Genomic DNA, 19561 nt, shown 5'->3' on the forward strand with positions numbered 1-19561 from the left:
AAGTCTCCCCCGTAGCGGGTTGTGTTTTCAGGCAATACGCACGCTTTCAGGCATACCTGCTTTCGTCATTTTGTTCAGCGCTCGTACCAGGGCCATAGCCTCCGCAACCTGACCATCGTAGTCACGCAGCGTCAGTGAACCCCCGAACAGCTGTTTTACCCGGTACATCGCCGTTTCCGCTATCGAGCGACGGTTGTAATCTGTTGTCCATTTCCACCGCGCATTACTCCCGGTCATTCGCTGATTAGCCACTGCACGGTTACGGTCTGCATATTCACCGGGCCAGTAACCCGCACCTTTTCGGGGAGGGATAAGCGCGCTGATTTTCTTACGCCGCAGTTCATCGTGACAGAGCCGGGTGTCGTAAGCGCCGTCTGCCGATGCTGCCCTGATTTTTCTGTGAGTCTGCCGGATAAGACCCGGGAAGGCTTCTGAGTCCGTCACATTGTTCAGCGACAGGTCAGCGCAGATGATTTCATGTGTTTTACTGTCAACGGCGAGATGCAGCTTACGCCAGATACGGCGGCGTTCCTGGCCATGCTTTTTGACTTTCCACTCGCCTTCACCGAAGACCTTCAGCCCGGTGGAATCAATTACCAGGTGTGCGATTTCACCCCGGGTGGGCGTTTTGAAACTGACATTAACCGACTTTGCCCGCCTGCTGACACAGCTGTAATCCGGGCAGCGTAGCGGAACGTTCATCAGAGAAAAAATGGAATCAATAAAGCCCTGCGCAGCGCGCAGGGTCAGCCTGAATACGCGTTTAATGACCAGCACAGTCGTGATGGCAAGGTCAGAATAGCGCTGAGGTCTGCCTCGTGAAGAAGGTGTTGCTGACTCATACCAGGCCTGAATAGCTTCATCATCCAGCCAGAAAGTTATGGAGCCACGGTTGATGAGGGCTTTATTGTAGGTGGGCCAGTTGGTGATTTTGAACTTTTGCTTTGCCACGGAACGGTCTGCGTTGTCGGGAAGATACGTGATCTGATCCTTCAACTCAGCAAAAGTTCGATTTATTCAACAAAGCCTTTTTTTATATACGATCTGACGAATTCAGCAGAAGGAAACTCATCATTCGTGACGAAATAAAAATTAGTTTCCCCATTAATATAGAAATGAGTGTTTACTCACAGAAAGAAAATCAGGAGTAATTATTCTGAAGACAGATAATACAGAAGTCGTACAGCGCATTTAACTCACTTCTCAGGAGGTTAATCACTCTCTATTTGTGGACAACCGACATGTCTTAAGGCTCTGGAATAACGTGTTGATATTTCGATGCGTAGCATGCAGCGGAATATTACCGGATCAATAAAGCAGGAAGAGGCGTTTTAATTCTTTCCGCAGGATGATAGTAGGGTGACTGCCATGTCTGATTATAATGAAAAAAGTGCGATCTCCGCACTTCTCGCAGGTCATTGTTCCGATCCATTTTCCGTGCTTGGCATGCACTCAACCGATGCGGGTCTGGAAGTGCGCGCATTATTACCCGATGCCACCGATGTATGGGTGATTGAACCGAAAACCGGGCGCAAAGTCGGTAAACTCGAATGCCTCGACACACGCGGGTTCTTTAGCGGCGTTCTGCCGCGCCGGAAAAATCCTTTTCGTTACCAGCTGGCCGTCACCTGGCACGGTCAGCAAAACCTGATTGACGACCCCTATCGCTTTGGCCCGCTGCTGCAGGAGCTTGATGCCTGGCTGCTCGCTGAAGGGACTCATCTGCGGCCCTACGAGACGCTGGGAGCCCATGCCGACACCATGGACGGCGTCACCGGGACGCGTTTTTCCGTCTGGGCGCCGAACGCCCGTCGTGTGTCGGTGGTCGGACAGTTCAACTACTGGGACGGCCGCCGCCACCCGATGCGTCTGCGCAAAGAGTCCGGCATCTGGGAGCTGTTTGTCCCCGGCGCGCATAACGGCCAGCTGTATAAGTTCGAGCTGATTGACGCCCACGGCCACCTGCGGGTGAAATCCGACCCGTATGCCTTTGAGGCACAGATGCGCCCGGAAAGCGCGTCGCTTATCTGCGGCATGCCGGAAAAGGTCGAACAGCCACAGTCCCGTCAGCAGGCCAACCAGTTTGATGCACCGATTTCGATTTATGAAGTGCACCTTGGCTCGTGGCGCCGCCACGCCGATAACCATTTCTGGCTCAGCTACCGCGAGCTGGCGGACCAGCTGGTGCCTTACGCGAAGTGGATGGGCTTCACCCATCTGGAGCTGCTGCCGGTAAACGAACATCCGTTCGACGGCAGCTGGGGCTATCAGCCCACCGGGCTGTACGCGCCGACCCGCCGTTTTGGTACCCGTGAAGACTTCCGCTACTTCCTGAATGCTGCCCATGCCGCGGGTCTGAACGTGATCCTCGACTGGGTGCCGGGCCACTTCCCGTCGGATGACTTTGCGCTGGCATCGTTCGACGGCACCGCGTTGTATGAACACAGCGACCCGCGAGAAGGTTATCACCAGGACTGGAATACGCTGATCTACAACTACGGTCGCCGTGAAGTCAGCAACTTTCTGGTCGGGAACGCGCTGTACTGGATTGAACGCTTCGGGATCGACGCCCTGCGCGTGGATGCGGTTGCGTCAATGATCTACCGCGACTACAGCCGCAAAGAGGGGGAGTGGGTGCCCAATGAGTACGGCGGCCGGGAAAACCTCGAAGCGATTGAATTTCTGCGCAATACCAACCGTGTGCTCGGTGAGCAGACGCCGGGAGCGGTCACGATGGCGGAGGAGTCCACCGACTTCGCCGGGGTTACACGACCGTCTTCGACGGGCGGTCTTGGCTTCTGGTTCAAATGGAACCTCGGCTGGATGCATGACACCCTCGACTATATGCAGCTCGATCCCATCTATCGTCGTTATCATCACGACAAGATGACCTTCGGGATGCTCTACAACTACACCGAAAACTTCGTGTTGCCGCTGTCACACGATGAAGTGGTTCACGGCAAAAAATCGATTCTTGACCGGATGCCTGGCGATGCCTGGCAGAAGTTCGCCAACCTGCGCGCCTACTACGGCTGGCTGTTTGCCTTCCCCGGTAAAAAGCTGCTGTTTATGGGCAACGAGTTTGCCCAGGGGCGGGAGTGGAACCACGACGCCAGCCTCGACTGGCATCTGCTGGAAGGGGGCGACAACTGGCATCACGGGGTGCAGCGTCTGGTGCGCGATCTGAACCATACCTATCGCCACCATAAGGCACTGCACGAACTGGATTTTGACCCCTACGGCTTTGAATGGCTTGTTGTGGATGACCATGAACGGTCGGTGTTTATCTTTGTCCGTCGCGATAAAGCCGGGAACGAGATAATCGTGGCGAGCAACTTCACGCCAGTACCGCGTCACGGCTATCGCTTCGGGATTAACCAGCCGGGGCGCTGGCGTGAAGAGCTGAACACCGACTCGATGCACTACCACGGGAGCAACACCGGCAACGGCGGCTGCGTGGCAAGCGAGGCGATCGCCAGCCACGGTCGGGAGCATTCGCTGTCGGTGACTCTGCCGCCGCTGGCGACAATCTGGCTGGTACGGGAATCTGCAGGGCAATAAAACGCGCAGCTGATTTATTGCAGCTGACTTATTACCGGAGGTGATCACTTCTGAATTATTTTGCAGAAGAGTGAGGCTTTTTCTTCATTATTTTCTTTTATGGCTTTTATTTAATAGCAGGACATTATTATGAGTAAACTTGAATATACTGACAACTTAATGCTGTCGCGCCAGTTACCGCTTAAATCCGTGGCCCTGATCCTCGCCGGCGGACGTGGCACACGATTAAAAGACCTGACCACTATTCGCGCAAAACCTGCGGTGCATTTCGGCGGTAAATTCAGAATTATTGATTTTGCTTTATCGAATTGTATTAACTCCGGAATAAGACGTATCGGGGTCATTACACAATATCAGTCCCATTCACTGGTGCAGCATATTCAACGCGGCTGGGCATTCTTTAACGAAGAAATGAATGAGTTCGTGGATTTATTACCGGCGCAGCAGCGGGTGCATGGTGAGAACTGGTATCGGGGGACGGCGGATGCCGTGACCCAGAATCTGGATATTATCCGCCGCTATGATGCGGAATATGTCGTTATTCTGGCCGGGGACCATATCTATAAACAAGATTATTCGCGGATGCTGCTCGATCACGTTGAAAAAGGGGCGCGCTGTACCGTGGCCTGCCTGCCGGTCCCGGTTGAAGAGGCAAGCGCTTTTGGCGTCATGGCCGTGGATGAGAATGACAAAATCATTGAATTTGTTGAAAAACCGGCTAATCCGCCCACCATTCCTGGCGATGAAACCCGCTCGCTTGCCAGTATGGGCATTTATGTGTTTGATGCGGAATATCTCTACCAGCTGCTGGAAGACGACGATCGGGATGAACACTCCACCCATGATTTTGGCAAAGATATTATTCCCAGGATAACGGCGGCAGGTGAAGCGTATGCGCATCCGTTCCCGCGCTCCTGCGTTCAGTCGGATAATAATGCCGAGCCATACTGGCGCGATGTCGGAACCCTGGAGGCGTACTGGAAAGCGAATCTGGATTTAGCCTCAGTAGTGCCAGAGCTGGACGTTTATGACCGTAACTGGCCTATCCGTACCTATGTCGAATCGCTGCCCAGCGCCAAATTTGTTCAGGACCGTTCCGGCAGTCATGGCATGACCATGAATTCTCTGGTCTCCGGCGGCTGTATTATTTCTGGCTCGGTGGTGGTGCAGTCGGTTCTATTTTCCAGAGTTCGGATTAACTCGTTCTGTAATATTGATTCGTCGGTTTTATTACCGGGCGTCTGGGTCGGTCGCTCCTGCAGGATAAGACGCTGCGTGATCGACCGGGGATGCGTTATTCCGGAGGGGACGGTGATTGGCGAAAATGCCGTTGAGGATGCGCGACGCTTTTATCGTTCGGAAGAAGGCATCGTTCTGGTTACCAAAGAAATGCTGGACAAACTTGAGGTATGAGCCCATTTGCGGAAAAAGCGTGTCCGGCGGCAGAGAAAATATTGCCCTGTCGCGGGTCGTCTCTGTGGCTGAATAATAAGGAGCATACATGCAAGTTTTACATGTAGGAGCAGAGATGTTCCCGCTGTTAAAAACGGGCGGACTGGCCGACGTCACCGGCGCGCTCCCGGCGGCGCAAATTGCCGAGGGGCTGGATACCCGCGTGCTGCTGCCTGGGTTTCCGGCGATCCGCAACGGGGTTCAGGATCCGCAGGTGGTGGCCAGCAGGGAGACATTCGCCGGGCGGATGACGCTGCTGTTTGGCCATTTTAACGGTGTGGGCATCTATCTGATTGATGCCCCGCATCTCTATGACCGGACGGGTAATCCTTATCATAACCAGCAGATGCAGGATTATCCTGATAACGTCCTGCGTTTCGCGTTGCTGAGCTGGGTCGGGGCCGAGCTTGCCGGTGGTCTTGACCCGTTCTGGCGTCCTGAAATCGTCCACGCCCATGACTGGCACGCGGGTCTCACCCCGGCTTATCTGGCCACCCGCGGCAACCCGGCCAAATCGGTGTTTACGGTGCACAACATTGCCTATCAGGGGTTGTTTCAGGCCCGGCATATGGCGGAGATCGCGTTACCGTGGTCGTTCTTCCAGATGCACGGGGTGGAGTTTAATGGGCAAATCTCCTTCCTTAAGGCGGGTCTCTATTTCGCTGACCATATCACCACCGTCAGCCCGACATATGCCCGTGAAATTACCGAACCACAGTACGCGTTTGGTCTGGAAGAGCTGCTGCGGCAACGTCAGCGGGAAGGGCGACTGTCGGGGATCCTGAACGGGGTTGACAAAAATATCTGGGATCCGCGCCGCGATCCGCTGCTGGCAGCGCCTTACGACCAGAATTCACTGGCGGAGAAAGCGAAGAACAAGCAGCAGCTGCAGACGTCGCTGGGGCTGAAGGCGGACGATCGGGCGCTGCTGTTCACCGTTGTGAGCCGGCTGACCAGCCAGAAGGGGCTGGATCTTCTGTTTGGCGCGCTGCCGGGAATTATATCTAAGGGAGGGCAGCTGGCGCTGCTGGGATCCGGGGACCCGGATTTGCAGGCCCGTTTTCTGACCGCCGAGGCGCAATACCCCGGGCAGGTGAGTATCCGGATCGGCTACGACGAGGCGCTGTCGCATCAGATGATTGGCGGCGCCGACGTCATCCTGGTGCCCAGCCGTTTTGAACCCTGCGGTCTGACCCAGCTTTATGGTCTGCGCTACGGCACATTACCGCTGGTTCGCCGTACCGGCGGACTGGCGGATACCGTCGCCGACTGTTCGCTCGAAAACCTTGTTGACGGGCTCGCGACCGGATTTGTGTTTACCGACAGCGAGACGGAATCGTTATTACATGCTATCCACCGGGCCAGTGTCCTGTGGTCGCGTCCCTCGCTGTGGCGTTACGTGCAGCGGCAGGCGATGAGCATGGATTTTAGCTGGCAAAGTGCCGCAAAGTCTTTCCACCTGTTGTATCAGCGTATTATTTAATTGCTACGGATAAGAAAAATGGAACCACGCATAAGTTATATTTCACCCAGGCTGAATGAAGAAGCGCTGCAGCATGCTATCGCTTATAACCTCATGTTTATTCTCGGTAAAGACCCTTCACTTGCCAATAAGCATGAATGGCTCAATGCTACGCTGTTCGCCGTGCGCGATCGGCTGGTTGAGCGCTGGTTGCGGGCGCATCGGGCGCGGATCTCGCAGCAGGCGCGCCAGGTATATTATCTGTCGATGGAGTTTCTCATCGGCCGTACCCTCTCGAATGCCTTACTGTCGCTGGGCATCTATGAGGATGTGAAAACAGCGCTGGCCGGGATGGGTCTGGATCTGGAAGAGCTGATTGACGAAGAGAATGACCCGGGCCTGGGCAACGGCGGTCTCGGTCGTCTGGCAGCCTGTTTTCTCGACTCCCTGGCCACGCTGGGGCTGCCAGGACGCGGTTACGGCATCCGCTACGACTACGGCATGTTCAAGCAAAACATCATCGACGGCCGGCAGATGGAGTCACCGGACTACTGGCTGGAGTACGGTAACCCCTGGGAATTCGAGCGCCATAAAACCCGCTATACCGTGCGCTTTGGCGGGCGCATTCAGCATGAGGGGAAAAACTCGCGCTGGCTGGAAACCGAAGAGATCATCGCGGTGGCCTACGATCAGATTATCCCGGGTTATGAAACCGATGCCACCAACACCCTGCGCTTGTGGAGCGCCCAGGCCAGCAGCGAGATTAACCTCGGTAAATTTAATCAGGGAGATTACTTCGCGGCGGTAGAAGATAAAAACCATTCCGAAAACGTCTCCCGGGTACTGTATCCGGACGACTCGACCTACTCCGGGCGCGAGCTGCGCCTGCGTCAGGAATATTTCCTCGTTTCGGCGACGGTGCAGGATATTCTTTTTCGCCATTACCAGTTGTATCAAACCTATGACAACCTGGCAGATAAAATTGCTATCCACCTCAACGACACCCATCCGGTGCTGTCGATCCCGGAGCTGATGCGTCTGCTGATTGACGAACACCGCTTCAGCTGGGATGACGCTTTCGGGGTGACCTGTCAGGTCTTCTCCTACACCAACCATACCCTGATGAGCGAGGCGCTGGAGACCTGGCCGGTCGAGATGCTGGGGAAAATCCTGCCGCGCCATTTGCAGATTATTTTCGAGATTAATGACTATTTTCTGAAAACCATGCAGGAGCACTATCCCGATGATATTGCGTTGCTGAGCCGGACCTCGATTATCGATGAATCCAACGACCGTCGCGTACGGATGGCCTGGCTGGCGGTGGTGGTCAGTTACAAGGTGAACGGCGTGTCGGAACTGCACTCCCGGCTGATGGTGGAGTCGCTGTTTGCCGATTTCGCCAGAATCTTTCCGCGCCGCTTCACCAACGTGACTAACGGCGTCACGCCGCGCCGCTGGCTGGCTGCCGCTAACCCGTCCCTTGCCGCGGTTCTGGACCGCCATATCGGCCAGACCTGGCGAACGGATTTAAGCCAGCTGAGCGAAATGGGGGAATATCAGGATTATCCGCTGGTTAACCAGGCCGTCAGCGCCGCCAAACTGGCGAATAAACAGCGTCTGGCCGATTATATCGCCCGTCAGCTGGGCGTGGTGGTGAACCCGAACGCGCTGTTTGATGTGCAAATTAAACGGATCCACGAATATAAACGCCAGCTGATGAATGTGCTGCATGTGATCACCCGCTACAACCGTATCAAGGCGGACCCGCAGGCCGAATGGGTGCCGCGAGTGGTGATTTTCGCCGGCAAAGCCGCGTCCGCTTACCACACGGCAAAACAGATCATCCATCTGATAAACGACGTCGCCAAAGTCATCAACAGCGATCCGCAGATTGGCGACAGACTAAAGGTGGTGTTCATTCCCAACTACAGCGTCAGTCTGGCGCAGATGATCATTCCGGCCGCGGACCTTTCTGAGCAGATTTCGCTGGCAGGGACTGAAGCCTCCGGGACCAGTAATATGAAGTTCGCCCTCAACGGTGCGCTGACCATTGGCACGCTGGACGGCGCCAACGTTGAGATGTTGGAGCACGTGGGTGAGGACAATATCTTTATCTTCGGTAATACCGCTGCAGAGGTCGAGGCGCTGCGCAGCAACGGTTATCAGCCGCGTGATTACTACGACCAGGATCAAGAGCTGCGCCAGGCGCTGACCCAGATGGGGACCGGGGTGTTCAGCCCACAGGAGCCGGGCCGCTATCGCGGTCTGCTGGATTCGCTGATCAACTTTGGCGACCACTATCAGGTGCTGGCCGATTACCGCAGCTATGTTGACTGTCAGGACAAGGTGGATGCGCTCTACCGAACCCCGGAAGAGTGGACCGCCAAAGCGATGCTCAACATAACCCACATGGGCTATTTTTCATCGGACCGTACGGTGCGGGAGTATGCGCAAAAGATCTGGTATATCGACAAAACGCAACTCTGAGCGCGTACTGACAACCAGGAAACGCCGGGGCGGGTGGCAGGAGACCGGCCCCGTCGATGAGCGACCCGGCAGCAACACATAAATAAGCCTGACGGATATGACAGGAGAGAAAAATGACGGACAGTAAACGCGCAGGGGAGCCTGCACAACAGAGTGATTTGATTAACGTCGCTCAGCTGACCGCGCAGTACTACGTACTGAGGCCGGAAGCGGGCAACGCGGAGCATGCGGTGAAGTTTGGTACCTCTGGCCATCGTGGCAGTGCAGGGCGCCATAACTTCAATGAGCAGCATATTCTGGCGATCGCGCAGGCGATTGCGGAAGACCGCGCCAGGAACGGGATTACCGGTCCCTGCTACGTGGGTAAAGATACCCACGCGCTCTCCGAACCGGCCTTTATTTCCGTACTGGAAGTGCTGGCGGCCAACGGCGTTGATGTTATCGTGCAGGAACACAACGGTTTCACCCCGACGCCGGCCATTTCCAATGCCATCCTGGTGCACAACAAAAAAGGTGGTCCGCTGGCAGACGGCATCGTGATCACGCCGTCTCATAACCCGCCGGAAGATGGCGGTATTAAGTACAACCCGCCGAACGGCGGCCCGGCGGATACCAACGTCACCAAAGTGGTAGAGAATCGCGCTAACGAACTGCTGGCCTCGGGTCTGCAGGGCGTCAGGCGCATCTCCCTCGATGCGGCACTGGCATCCGGTCATGTTAAAAAGCAGGATCTGGTACAGCCGTTTATCGAAGGGCTGGCGGATATCGTCGACATGGCGGCAATTCAGAAAGCCGGCCTCAAGCTCGGGATCGATCCGCTGGGCGGGTCCGGTATCGAATACTGGAAACGTATTGCCGGGCACTACAAGCTCGACCTGACTATCGTCAACGATCACGTCGATCAAACCTTCCGCTTTATGCATCTGGATAAAGACGGCGCCATTCGCATGGACTGCTCATCTGAGTGCGCAATGGCGGGCCTGCTGGCGCTGCGCGATAAGTTTGACCTGGCTTTTGCTAACGATCCAGATTATGACCGTCACGGCATCGTCACGCCGGCAGGGCTGATGAACCCGAACCACTATCTGGCGGTGGCGATTAACTACCTGTTCCAGCATCGCCCGCAGTGGGGCCAGGATGTGGCGGTGGGCAAGACGCTGGTCTCTTCCGCGATGATCGACCGTGTGGTGAACGACCTCGGCCGCAGGCTGGTTGAAGTGCCGGTGGGCTTTAAATGGTTTGTTGACGGCCTGTTCGACGGCAGCTTCGGCTTCGGCGGAGAAGAGAGCGCGGGCGCCTCGTTCCTGCGTTTTGACGGAACGCCGTGGTCGACCGACAAAGACGGGATCATCATGTGCCTGCTGGCGGCGGAAATCACCGCCGTCACCGGTAAAAACCCGCAGGAGCACTACGACGAACTGGCCGCCCGCTTCGGCGCGCCGAGCTATAACCGGCTGCAGGCTTCGGCCACTTCCGCACAGAAAGCGGTGCTGTCGAAGCTGTCGCCGGAAATGGTCAGGGCCAGTCAGCTGGCGGGTGACCCGATCACTGCGCGTCTGACCGCCGCGCCGGGCAACGGCGCATCGATTGGTGGCCTGAAAGTGATGACCGACAACGGCTGGTTCGCCGCCCGACCGTCAGGTACGGAAGACGCTTACAAGATCTACTGCGAGAGCTTCCTCGGGGAAGCACATCGCAAGCAGATCGAGAAAGAAGCGGTGGAAATCGTGAATAGCGTGCTAGCGGCGCACCAGTAGAGCAGTTGACGTACTCCGCTGAGCCGGAGTACGTCATAGTTACCCGGCGACACCAATACAGGCACCACTTTGTCAGAACATAAGGAACGGGACGCTTCGCAAAAGGTATTGCTGCGGGGACTATATGAATATCTATGTTATTACCAATAATAATTTCATGCTTGTAGGTCTGAAATGTATGTTCAGCGACAACAGCCTCTCCGTCAACAGGGTTGTGTTTTCACGGGTCAGCGATATTGCCTTCAGCAACAGCGATGTGGTGATTGTGGAGTCAGAGCTGAACACCGGCGATGCCGAACGTCTCAAGTACCTACACATTTCACCGGTCAATCTTATCTTTTTATTAAAACCGGCGTCAGGAATGAGCGGGACAGGGCGTGAAGCGGTATGCATTGACACTGAATTAAGCGGTAATGAATATCTCATGATGAGGCAGGCGTTTAAAAAAATGGGGATCAATCTGAAGAGGGACAAGTTGTCATTTACCAAAAGAGAAACACATGTTATCAATATGATTTTAAATGGTTATTCGATAGATGAAATTTCCCGTAGCCTGCTGATCTCCAAAAAAACGGTTCAGTCTTTTGTCGGTATTGTTTTGCATAAACTGAATACCACCAAAATAAGTGGAATATACCGCAAAAAAAATCTCATCATCGACAGTTTTGCCAGGAGGAGCCTGCATCGTTAGGATGCCCTATAAACTAATGATCTGCTTATGGAAAGTCACTATTTCATATATTAAGTTTCAACTAAATTTGTTATAAATTATTTTATGTTGTTATGTTGAACGGGGTTTGATTATTGGTATGCTTCAGAAAAAATAAACATACATCATGGGTGCTAACATGATGAAAATATATGAAACCATAGTCATCAAATGATTTAAGCATACAATAAATAATATAGGATTATATCCTCTATCTGTGAATGGTGGGCGGCAGAGGAAAAACGGGATATATATTTATGCATTTCATCTTTTTATTATAAAAAACTGTTATGTAAATTCTGTAGCGGGAGGGGGTATGTTTAGTGAAGACGCACACTATGAATTTCTAAAAAGATATTACAGAGCGGAGTTTTTTGAAGGAAGAAATGGTTCCATTTGGGGAATAAATTATTCTTACAATTTGGCAAGGGTGGGTATGAATATGCTTGAAAGATATGGCTATGGGATAATATTAAAGCATGAATCTATCACTGGTGAAACCATTTACTATGATCGTAGTCTGACGATACTATTTGGTGACAGAATTACACAGGCCCTGGGAGGTCAGTATTGCAACAGAGAAATGAGAGAATAATGATTTAATATATTTTTTAATCGCTCGTTAAACATTGGAACTTTTCTCAGAACGTGACTGCAATGTCTTCAACGCATCTAACATGTCGTCGCCGTTCAGTGAGCGCTGCGATTATTTCTCTGTTGGTTTTCTGCGCCGCCGCAAAGAGCCATCACCGGCAGGGATCGCCTGTGAACGGTTGTTATCGCGTTTATCCTGAACATCAATCTAAATTGAAATGTCCGCATGTAGGTTATGTTTCAGCCTTTGCCGAAGATGTCTTTACTCCGGGTCTGAAGTTGCTGCAGGGCTTCCAGCATGTCGTTATGGTCCAGACTTCGTTGTGATTTCTTGCCGGGTTGTTTCTTTCTGCGTGAGGTCTGGCCGTCCAGTGATGGCAGGGCCTGTGAGCGGGTGTTGTCCCGTTTGTCCTGAACCAGCTTTATCATTTCCAGGGCACGTCCCAGACGCTTGTTGTCGATGATGGCGCCCTGGTCCAGTTCTCCCAGTCGGTCGTAAGTGGTAAAGGGCAGGGAAGTGCCGCTGGCCCGGAGCTCAATGTCACCATCCGGGTATTGCCATACCTCGATGTACTTCCCCTGAAAACGCCGGTTTTCTTCATTATCTTCAAGCAGATAAAGCTTTTTATCATACTGTAATGTCAGGTTTTTCGAGACCTTACGCTGCTCGCGCCAGGTGAATGTCGCCTGCAGGTTTTCGCCATTATCCAGCTGGCGATGTACGTCAAAATCGTGACGTGGCGGCTTTGCAAACCGACGGTTGTAATCTTCCATGAACTCATCAGCAAAGGCGTTTGCAGCCTCAGGTGTGCTGATACCGCGGAGCCGCAGTTCCTTGACCAGGCGGTCCTGTAATGTCAGATGAGCCCGTTCAACACGCCCCTTGGCTGAACTGGTGTTGGCACAGATACCAGTGATATTCAGCTCGTTCATGGCACGACCAAACTGAGTCTGGCCATCTCCGCCGGTGGCCTGCTTGTTGTTGATCCTGAAGACGCTGGCTTTGTCGCTGTAGAATGCCAGAGGCTTACCGTAGCGCTCCAGATATCCCCGGGTGGCTTCAAAATAGGTGAACGTGGACTCCGAACTGACGAACAGAAGCTGCATCAACCGACTTGTTGCATCATCAACGTAAACGAGCAGCGTGCAGGCCGGACCACGGTCCTCGAACCAGCGATGTTCACTGCCATCAATCTGGATGAGTTCGCCGGTGCAGGCCCGACGTGGGCGTGGCTGATGCACACGAGGTGGCCGTAACTTACGAGGGATCCATAAACCATCCCGGGTCATAAGCTTACGTACAGTCTCTTTAGCAAGATAAAGGTCATGAATCTCAGCAAGCTTCTCGCAGGCCAATGTCGGGCCAAAGTCGGCGTAACGTTCGCGAATGATGCGCAGCGCACGCTCAGCGAGGCCAGGCATCAACTGTCGGTTACTAGGCTGACCACGTCGGCGGTTAACCCGCGATAGCGGTCCGTGTTCACGATAGCGCTCGAGTAGCCGGCGGCAGTGCCTGTCAGAGATCTCAAGTCGGGTTGCTGCAAGACGCGTGGTAAGACGCCGGTCGATAACGTCCTGCAGGATCCTGAGTCGGTTTACATCGTTCATCGAGAAAAACTCCGTTCCGTATGCCGTCATGAGTCTCATCCTTTGAAAGCAGCGATCGCGGTGGCGAGACTGTAGCGCGGACATGTCTATTTGGTCAGAGGGAAGTGCGGACAAATTCCTGGACCTTCAGGAGTTAATTTATGCATTCATACGAGGACCGGATTCGGGCCGTCGAACTCTATTACCGGTACGGAAAGAAAGCCTCCGTTGTCGTCATGGAGCTGGGATATCCTTCCACAAAACAGCTGGGCCGTTGGGTTCGGATTTATGAAGAGAAGGGCGATTTACCCAGGGAATTAAAACCAAGAGAACGCTATTCACGTACACAGAAAATTGCTGCTGTTGAGCATTATCTTACTCACGGTGGTTGCCTGTCGTACACTCGCCGAGCCATCGGCTACCCCAGTAACGAAATTCTAAAGCGCTGGATTGAAGAGTTTTACCCAAATGCGCGTCCCCTGGTCATTCGCTCAGGCACAAGCAAATGCTTCAGCCCGCAAGAGAGGTCTCAGGCCGTCCGGGAGCTCTGTAACCGACGTGGAACCGCGCGTAAAGTTGCACAAAGCATAGGCGTCAGCGTCCCGGTCCTGTACAAATGGAAGAAAGACCTTATCAGTGACGAGGCTTATCAATCCATGCGCAAACGAAAGGCAGCCCCTCAGGATAAAAATCAGGATGCTTTACTCGGTGAAATCCAGCATCTCAGGAAGCAGGTTCATCAGCTGCAGCTCGAACGTGACATACTGACAAAGGCGAATGAACTGATAAAAAAAGATCTGGGCATCAGCTTTCTGAAACTGAAAAACAGGGAGAAAACCCTGATAGTTGATGCCCTTAAGAAAAAGTACCCCGTTGCTGAGTTGCTAAGCGTTCTGCAACTTGCCCGCAGCTGTTATTTTTACCACAAAGCCAGCAAACGTCTGTACGATAAGTATGCGGAAATACGCGTGATCATGGCCGATATCTTTGAGGAGAATTACCGCTGTTACGGCTACCGGCGCCTTCACGCGATGCTTCGCAGTAACAACAGGGTTATTTCTGAAAAGGTTGTCCGCAGACTGATGGCAGAAGAGCAGCTCGTTGTTAAGCGCACCAGGCGACGACGATATAACTCTTACTGTGGCGAAATCGGTCCGGCACCGGAAAATTTACTCGCCCGGGATTTTAGTTCCTGCAGGCCAAATGAGAAGTGGCTGACCGATATTACGGAGTTCCAGCTTCCGGCTGGAAAAGTCTATCTGTCGCCGGTTATCGACTGCTTTGATGGCCAGGTTGTAAGCTGGTCGATAGGAACACGCCCGGACGCGACGCTGGTGAATACGATGCTCGATGACGCACTCGATACGCTCAACGAACATGATAAACCGGTGATACACAGCGATCGTGGTGGCCATTACCGGTGGCCGGGCTGGCTCGAGCGTATCAACACCTCCGGACTTATAAGGTCCATGTCGCGCAAAGGATGCTCGTCGGATAATGCTGCGTGTGAAGGCTTCTTCGGGCGTATCAAAAACGAAATGTTCTATGGCAGAGACTGGGCGGGTATCACGCTGGAAAAATTTATCTGCTTCCTGGACAGGTACATACGCTGGTATAACGAGAAACGTATCAAGCTATCATTAGGTGCAATGAGTCCTGTGAAGTACCGGCAGCATCTTGGGATCACAACATAACAGTCCAGGAAAACATCCGCAGCCCCGAGACGGACATCTCAATTTAGCTGTTACACTGTATGTCTAGCCAATGTTGAAATGTCGTGCTGAAAACAAAGCTGACCTGACGTCAGTGGAGAGTCTGGACAATGCCTTTTTAAGGTTGAGTCAGGCTTTGGAGGAAGAACGTGGTTGCCAGGTTTTCTCGGCTATCATCAGTTTACGTACGGTCTCTTTTGAAATCCGGACACCGTATTCTGTGGTCAGAATTCGCCAGATGGCTGACGGATTCATACCCCGGCCGCGTGAGCGAATAAGCTGCAGTGCCTGATCTCTGATGGTGGTGTTTAACTGATGATTGCCGGGCTTTCCACGGCGCCGGCTGACCAGACCGGCTGGCCCCAGCTCGCGATAGCGCTTAATCAGGCGGGAGCACTGACGACGGGTGAGCTCCATGGACTCTGCCACTTCTGCCAGCGTGATTTCCCGCGCCATATAGGCTTCAATCAAATCCAGGCGTAGCGCTTCGTGAAGTGTCAGGAGCACTGGTTTGTTGTCGTCCATTTTTCTCTCATCTGTCGGCCATATCAGATCCACAGGTGAGGGAAGGGCTCATCGCTTCAGGCTGGGGATAAAATCCTGCGGACTGGCCAGCACCGGGTTGATCGCCCTGAGCTCTTCCAGTGCACGCTCCTGAGCGCGCCTGCGGGGCATTTTTGTACTGCGCATTCGCTTTCCTTCAGCCTCCAGCTCGTCCTGTTTCTGCTGTGCCAGCCTCAGAACGGCACCCAGTCGTTTGTTATCAACAACCGCCCCCTGATCAACGCAGGTCAGTTTATCGAAAATCTTATAACCCAGTGGCCGGTGCTGATGCCGGAAAGTAATGCTTCCGTCAGGGTAATCATAAACGGTAATTTTTTCACCTGCTATGCGCGTATTTTGTTCGGTGGGTTCAATGATATACATGACTTTATCATACTGAAAAGTCAGTGCTTTCGATAAGGTCCGTAGCTCCTGCCAGGCGAAGATATCATTCAGCTCCAGTGGACTCTGTGTGACCGCACGGTGCAGATCTTTAGGGTATTTTGCCGGCCGGGAGAAACGACGGTTAAAATCAGACATGAAATGTTCAATCCACTGATTGGCTTCAGCAACCGAGCTGATGTTCTGCAGGCGCATCTCTTTAATCAGTCGATCCTGGAGCGTTTTATTTACCCGTTCCACGCGACCTTTTGCCTGGCTGCTGTTGGCACAAATCAATTCGATCGCCAGTTCCCGGAGAGCCCGTCCGAACTGGGTTGTGCCGGTACGTCGGCTCTCGGGTCCGCTGACCCTGAACACCGCATGCTTGTCGCTGTAAAATGCGACAGGTTTACCATGTTTATCAATGTATTGCCGGGTAGCCATCATGTAGTCAAACGCGTTTTCTGAATCACAGAATCGCAGGTGCATCAGGCGACCTGTGGCGTCATCCATGAAGACCAGAAGACAGCATTTTGGGGCTCTTCCTTCGAACCAGTCATGGTGAGAGCCATCGATCTGAACCAGTTCGCCGAAACAGTCGCGACGATAGCGCGGCTGGTAAACCCGGGTTCGCCGGCGGGAATGAGGACGCCAGAGACCGTCGGCTGTCATCCAGTTACGGATGGTTTCAACGGAGAGATATATATGATGGCGTTCAGCCAGTTTTTCGGTTGCGAGCGTTGGGCCAAAATCTGAATAGTGGCACCGGATCAAATCCAGGGCTTTACAGCGTGTTTCTTCATCGATCCGGTTGTTTGCAGGACGTCCACGGCGGGAAGATGCAAATGCGGTTGCGCCATCTGTCCGGTACAGACGCACAAGACGCTGCACCTGACGAACACTGAGCTTAAGTATGTCTGCTGCGTCGCGCTGAAGCAAAGCCCGGTCAAATACTCGCTGAATGATGCCAAGCCGGTAAAGTTCTTTGTCTGTCATAGTCACCAACATAAGATCGCGGTCCTGTGCTGAGCAAAATGAAGGCTTAGCGTACACGACGCGTGTGAATTGTGCTGAGACGACAATAACGCTTTGTGCTGACAACCTTTGTCAAGGCTCAATTGAAATGTCCGTTATCCAGCTCAATTAAAATGACCACTTTGATCTCTCATTCTCTTTACTGATAGACTTTCCTCCGACTGAAACAACAGGATGATTGAGCCCATGCTTCGATACGAGTTAACGCCGAACAATGCAGGTTTTATACTGTGGGGAGATTCAGAAGCCCTGAATGAATTACATGAACTCATTCATTACATCGTGGATGAAAGCCCACTGATTAAAGTTAAAGACGGATTTATGTTATCCCTTGCCTATGATATTCGTAAAGCACGGGAAGGTAATCGTCGTGTTGAGCAACATCAGTATGATCAACATGATACATATAAGCTTTATGGTGTTGAGCTTTTATGGCCTCTGGTCCTGGTACAGTCCTCAATACTCAGAAACTCAATGGGTTATATTCAGACAGACAAAAACCAGCTGTCTGTCATGTATGCCTTTGAATACCTGATAGAATCAGCATTAACAGAGTCTGAGAGAACAACGTCGAATGATATTATGCTAACAGTAAAATATGCATCAGACTCTGATTTTAATTTCATTGAGGATAATATTGACAGCAGGTGCTGCTATTTTATCAGCCTATCTCCGGAGCAAAGAAAAAAGCAATTAATCAGTATTGTTCGTTCTTTTCATTCATTATGGGGTAAGTATGCCCGTGAAAAGCAGGACATAAAGATGCTGAACGAAATGAATAATACATCATGGGTCTGGCCGGACAATATCAACTGGTGAGCAACCACTGTCCGGCCAGTGAGTACCATCAGCGGGCTCTTTTACCAAAAATGTCCTCTGAACGTGACTGAAGCTGTTTGAGTGCTTCGAGCATGTCATCATTATCCAGTGAGCGCTGGGATTTCTTCCCTTCCTGCTTTGGCCGTCGTCGGGAAGGGCCATCTCCAGCGGGAATTGACTGAGAGCGCGTGTTATCCCGCTTGCTCTGCACCAGACTGATAAACTCCAGGGTTCGGCCAAGACGCTTGTTATCGACAATCGCGCCCTGGTCGATTTCTGACAGTCGGTCGTAGGTAGAGTAGGGAAGTAGCGTACCGTTCAGGCGCAGCTCTTTTCTGCCATCAGGATAGTGATACACATCGATATATTTACCTATTGCACGGCGACTCAGTTCGCTGTCTTCAATCAGGTACAACATTTTATCATATTGTATCGTCAACGATTTTGAGACTTTACGTTTTTCACGAACAGTGAAAATAAGCCCCAGGTCCTCATCATGTTCTACAGCACGGTGTACGTCAAAATCATGTCGCGGTACTTTGCCAAAACGGCGGTTATAGTCAGCCATATAGGCCTCAGCGAAGTCATTTGCAGCCTCCATTGAACAAATGCCCTGTAACCGCAGCTCTTTGACCAGACGATCCTGTAAAGTGAGGTGAGCTCGTTCTACACGCCCTTTGGCGGGACTGGTTTCTGCACAGATAGTCTGGATGTTCAGTTCATGCATGGCTCGCCCAAACTGAGTATGCCCGTCTCCGCCTGTGGCGTGTTTATTGTTAACACGAAAAACACCGGCTTTATCGCTGTACAGTGCCAGCGGTTTACCATGCTTATCGATATAGCGCCGCGTGGCTTCGAAGTAAGAAAACGTGGACTCCGATTTAACAAACAACAGTTCCATCAGTTTGCTGGTTGCATCATCAACATAGACCAGCGCGGTGCAGGCCGGGCCACGGCCTTCAAACCAGTCGTGATCACAGCCATCTATTTGTATCAGCTCACCAGTACACGGACGCCGGTACCGTGGTTGAGGGATCCTTGCGGCACGTTGTTTACGGGGAACCCATAAGCCAGCCCGCACCATGATGCGCCGGACAGTTTCTTTGCCAAGAAACAGTCCGTGGAGTTCTTCGAGCTTTTCACGCGCCAGAGTCGGACCGAAATCAGCATAACGCGTCTTGATCAGTTCCAGAGCCTGATCTGCGAGCCCGGGTGGCAACTGGCGGTTACCACGCATGCCACATCGTCTGCTGGCCATACCAAGCGGTCCGCCTTCACGGTAACGGGCAAGAAGTCTGCGGCATTGCCTGTCGCTGATACCGAGGTGCTCGGCCGCACGGCGCGTTGTGATGCGACGTTCAATGACGTCCTGTATAATCTTGATCCGGTTGATCTCTTTCAAAGTAAACACTCCTGAGCTTTCTGCGCTCATGATATGCCTCCCGGTAGTTTAAACGGACCA

14 protein-coding genes are annotated in these 19561 nt (G+C 52.8%); 9 read left to right on the forward strand and 5 right to left on the reverse strand.

Going from position 1 to position 19561, the window contains the following annotated elements; all coding sequences use genetic code 11:
- Positions 1-27: 27 nt before the first annotated feature.
- The gene (locus C2U53_RS01390) at positions 28-996 is read right to left on the reverse strand and encodes an IS5-like element IS903B family transposase (RefSeq protein ID WP_013815099.1); all 969 of its coding nucleotides are present in this window, start codon (positions 994-996) and stop codon (positions 28-30) included.
- A 372-nt stretch (positions 997-1368) separates the two neighbouring features.
- On the opposite strand from C2U53_RS01390, the gene glgB reads away from it, so the two are divergent.
- From glgB to C2U53_RS01430, 7 genes are all read left to right on the forward strand, one after another.
- The gene (gene glgB / locus C2U53_RS01400) at positions 1369-3561 is read left to right on the forward strand and encodes a 1,4-alpha-glucan branching enzyme (RefSeq protein WP_004099052.1); all 2193 of its coding nucleotides are present in this window, start codon (positions 1369-1371) and stop codon (positions 3559-3561) included.
- 129 nt (positions 3562-3690) lie between these two features.
- The gene (gene glgC, locus C2U53_RS01405; protein ID WP_004099051.1) at positions 3691-4974 is read left to right on the forward strand and encodes a glucose-1-phosphate adenylyltransferase; all 1284 of its coding nucleotides are present in this window, start codon (positions 3691-3693) and stop codon (positions 4972-4974) included.
- 88 nt (positions 4975-5062) lie between these two features.
- The gene (gene glgA, locus C2U53_RS01410) at positions 5063-6496 is read left to right on the forward strand and encodes a glycogen synthase GlgA (protein ID WP_009653212.1); all 1434 of its coding nucleotides are present in this window, start codon (positions 5063-5065) and stop codon (positions 6494-6496) included.
- Positions 6497-6514: 18 nt separating this feature from the next.
- Positions 6515-8962: a glycogen phosphorylase gene (gene glgP / locus C2U53_RS01415; protein ID WP_023157975.1), complete on the forward strand. Its 2448-nt coding sequence runs from the start codon at positions 6515-6517 to the stop codon at positions 8960-8962.
- A gap of 113 nt (positions 8963-9075) precedes the next feature.
- The gene (pgm, locus tag C2U53_RS01420; protein WP_004197675.1) at positions 9076-10719 is read left to right on the forward strand and encodes a phosphoglucomutase (alpha-D-glucose-1,6-bisphosphate-dependent); all 1644 of its coding nucleotides are present in this window, start codon (positions 9076-9078) and stop codon (positions 10717-10719) included.
- A gap of 124 nt (positions 10720-10843) precedes the next feature.
- Complete coding sequence (locus C2U53_RS01425; protein WP_004197678.1) at positions 10844-11410, forward strand: LuxR C-terminal-related transcriptional regulator; 567 nt, start codon at positions 10844-10846, stop codon at positions 11408-11410.
- 334 nt (positions 11411-11744) lie between these two features.
- Complete coding sequence (locus C2U53_RS01430; protein WP_004197671.1) at positions 11745-12023, forward strand: hypothetical protein; 279 nt, start codon at positions 11745-11747, stop codon at positions 12021-12023.
- 239 nt (positions 12024-12262) lie between these two features.
- On the opposite strand, the gene C2U53_RS01440 is transcribed toward C2U53_RS01430, so the two are convergent.
- On the reverse strand, positions 12263-13660 hold the full coding sequence (locus tag C2U53_RS01440) for an ISNCY family transposase (RefSeq protein ID WP_009653207.1): 1398 nt from the start codon (positions 13658-13660) through the stop codon (positions 12263-12265).
- Between the two features lie 110 nt (positions 13661-13770).
- Here C2U53_RS01440 and C2U53_RS01445 point away from each other — a divergent pair, with 110 nt between their 5' ends.
- Positions 13771-15303, forward strand: a complete 1533-nt coding sequence (locus tag C2U53_RS01445; RefSeq protein ID WP_009310015.1) for an IS3-like element ISKpn38 family transposase — start codon at positions 13771-13773, stop codon at positions 15301-15303.
- A 147-nt stretch (positions 15304-15450) separates the two neighbouring features.
- On the opposite strand, the gene C2U53_RS01450 is transcribed toward C2U53_RS01445, so the two are convergent.
- Entirely contained in the window at positions 15451-15846 is a 396-nt protein-coding gene (locus C2U53_RS01450; protein ID WP_004143398.1) for a helix-turn-helix domain-containing protein, read from the reverse strand.
- Positions 15847-15894: 48 nt separating this feature from the next.
- Positions 15895-17241: an ISNCY family transposase gene (locus tag C2U53_RS01455; RefSeq protein WP_077253535.1), complete on the reverse strand. Its 1347-nt coding sequence runs from the start codon at positions 17239-17241 to the stop codon at positions 15895-15897.
- A 225-nt stretch (positions 17242-17466) separates the two neighbouring features.
- Here C2U53_RS01455 and C2U53_RS01460 point away from each other — a divergent pair, with 225 nt between their 5' ends.
- Positions 17467-18099 carry a hypothetical protein gene (locus C2U53_RS01460; RefSeq protein WP_001567369.1) on the forward strand — a complete coding sequence of 211 codons (633 nt, stop codon included), beginning with the start codon at positions 17467-17469 and terminating at the stop codon, positions 18097-18099.
- 28 nt (positions 18100-18127) lie between these two features.
- On the opposite strand, the gene C2U53_RS01465 is transcribed toward C2U53_RS01460, so the two are convergent.
- Positions 18128-19531 (reverse strand): ISNCY-like element ISKpn21 family transposase, encoded by a 1404-nt coding sequence (locus C2U53_RS01465; RefSeq protein WP_001567368.1) that lies wholly within the window; start codon positions 19529-19531, stop codon positions 18128-18130.
- Positions 19532-19561 lie beyond the last annotated feature (30 nt).

It is taken from the genome of Citrobacter sp. CFNIH10 (assembly GCF_002934585.1).
Classification (GTDB): domain Bacteria; phylum Pseudomonadota; class Gammaproteobacteria; order Enterobacterales; family Enterobacteriaceae; genus Citrobacter_A; species Citrobacter_A amalonaticus.

Excerpts from the sequence above, each read along its gene's own strand:
- glgB (WP_004099052.1), top strand. The coding sequence starts at position 1,369 with ATGTCTGATTATAATGAAAAAAGTGCGATCTCCGCACTTCTCGCAGGT.
- glgC (WP_004099051.1), top strand. The coding sequence starts at position 3,691 with ATGAGTAAACTTGAATATACTGACAACTTAATGCTGTCGCGCCAGTTA.
- glgA (WP_009653212.1), top strand. The coding sequence starts at position 5,063 with ATGCAAGTTTTACATGTAGGAGCAGAGATGTTCCCGCTGTTAAAAACG.
- glgP (WP_023157975.1), top strand. The coding sequence starts at position 6,515 with ATGGAACCACGCATAAGTTATATTTCACCCAGGCTGAATGAAGAAGCG.
- pgm (WP_004197675.1), top strand. The coding sequence starts at position 9,076 with ATGACGGACAGTAAACGCGCAGGGGAGCCTGCACAACAGAGTGATTTG.
- C2U53_RS01425 (WP_004197678.1), top strand. The coding sequence starts at position 10,844 with ATGAATATCTATGTTATTACCAATAATAATTTCATGCTTGTAGGTCTG.
- C2U53_RS01430 (WP_004197671.1), top strand. The coding sequence starts at position 11,745 with ATGTTTAGTGAAGACGCACACTATGAATTTCTAAAAAGATATTACAGA.
- C2U53_RS01440 (WP_009653207.1), bottom strand. The coding sequence starts at position 13,660 with ATGACGGCATACGGAACGGAGTTTTTCTCGATGAACGATGTAAACCGA.
- C2U53_RS01445 (WP_009310015.1), top strand. The coding sequence starts at position 13,771 with ATGCATTCATACGAGGACCGGATTCGGGCCGTCGAACTCTATTACCGG.
- C2U53_RS01450 (WP_004143398.1), bottom strand. The coding sequence starts at position 15,846 with ATGGACGACAACAAACCAGTGCTCCTGACACTTCACGAAGCGCTACGC.
- C2U53_RS01455 (WP_077253535.1), bottom strand. The coding sequence starts at position 17,241 with ATGACAGACAAAGAACTTTACCGGCTTGGCATCATTCAGCGAGTATTT.
- C2U53_RS01460 (WP_001567369.1), top strand. The coding sequence starts at position 17,467 with ATGCTTCGATACGAGTTAACGCCGAACAATGCAGGTTTTATACTGTGG.
- C2U53_RS01465 (WP_001567368.1), bottom strand. The coding sequence starts at position 19,531 with ATGAGCGCAGAAAGCTCAGGAGTGTTTACTTTGAAAGAGATCAACCGG.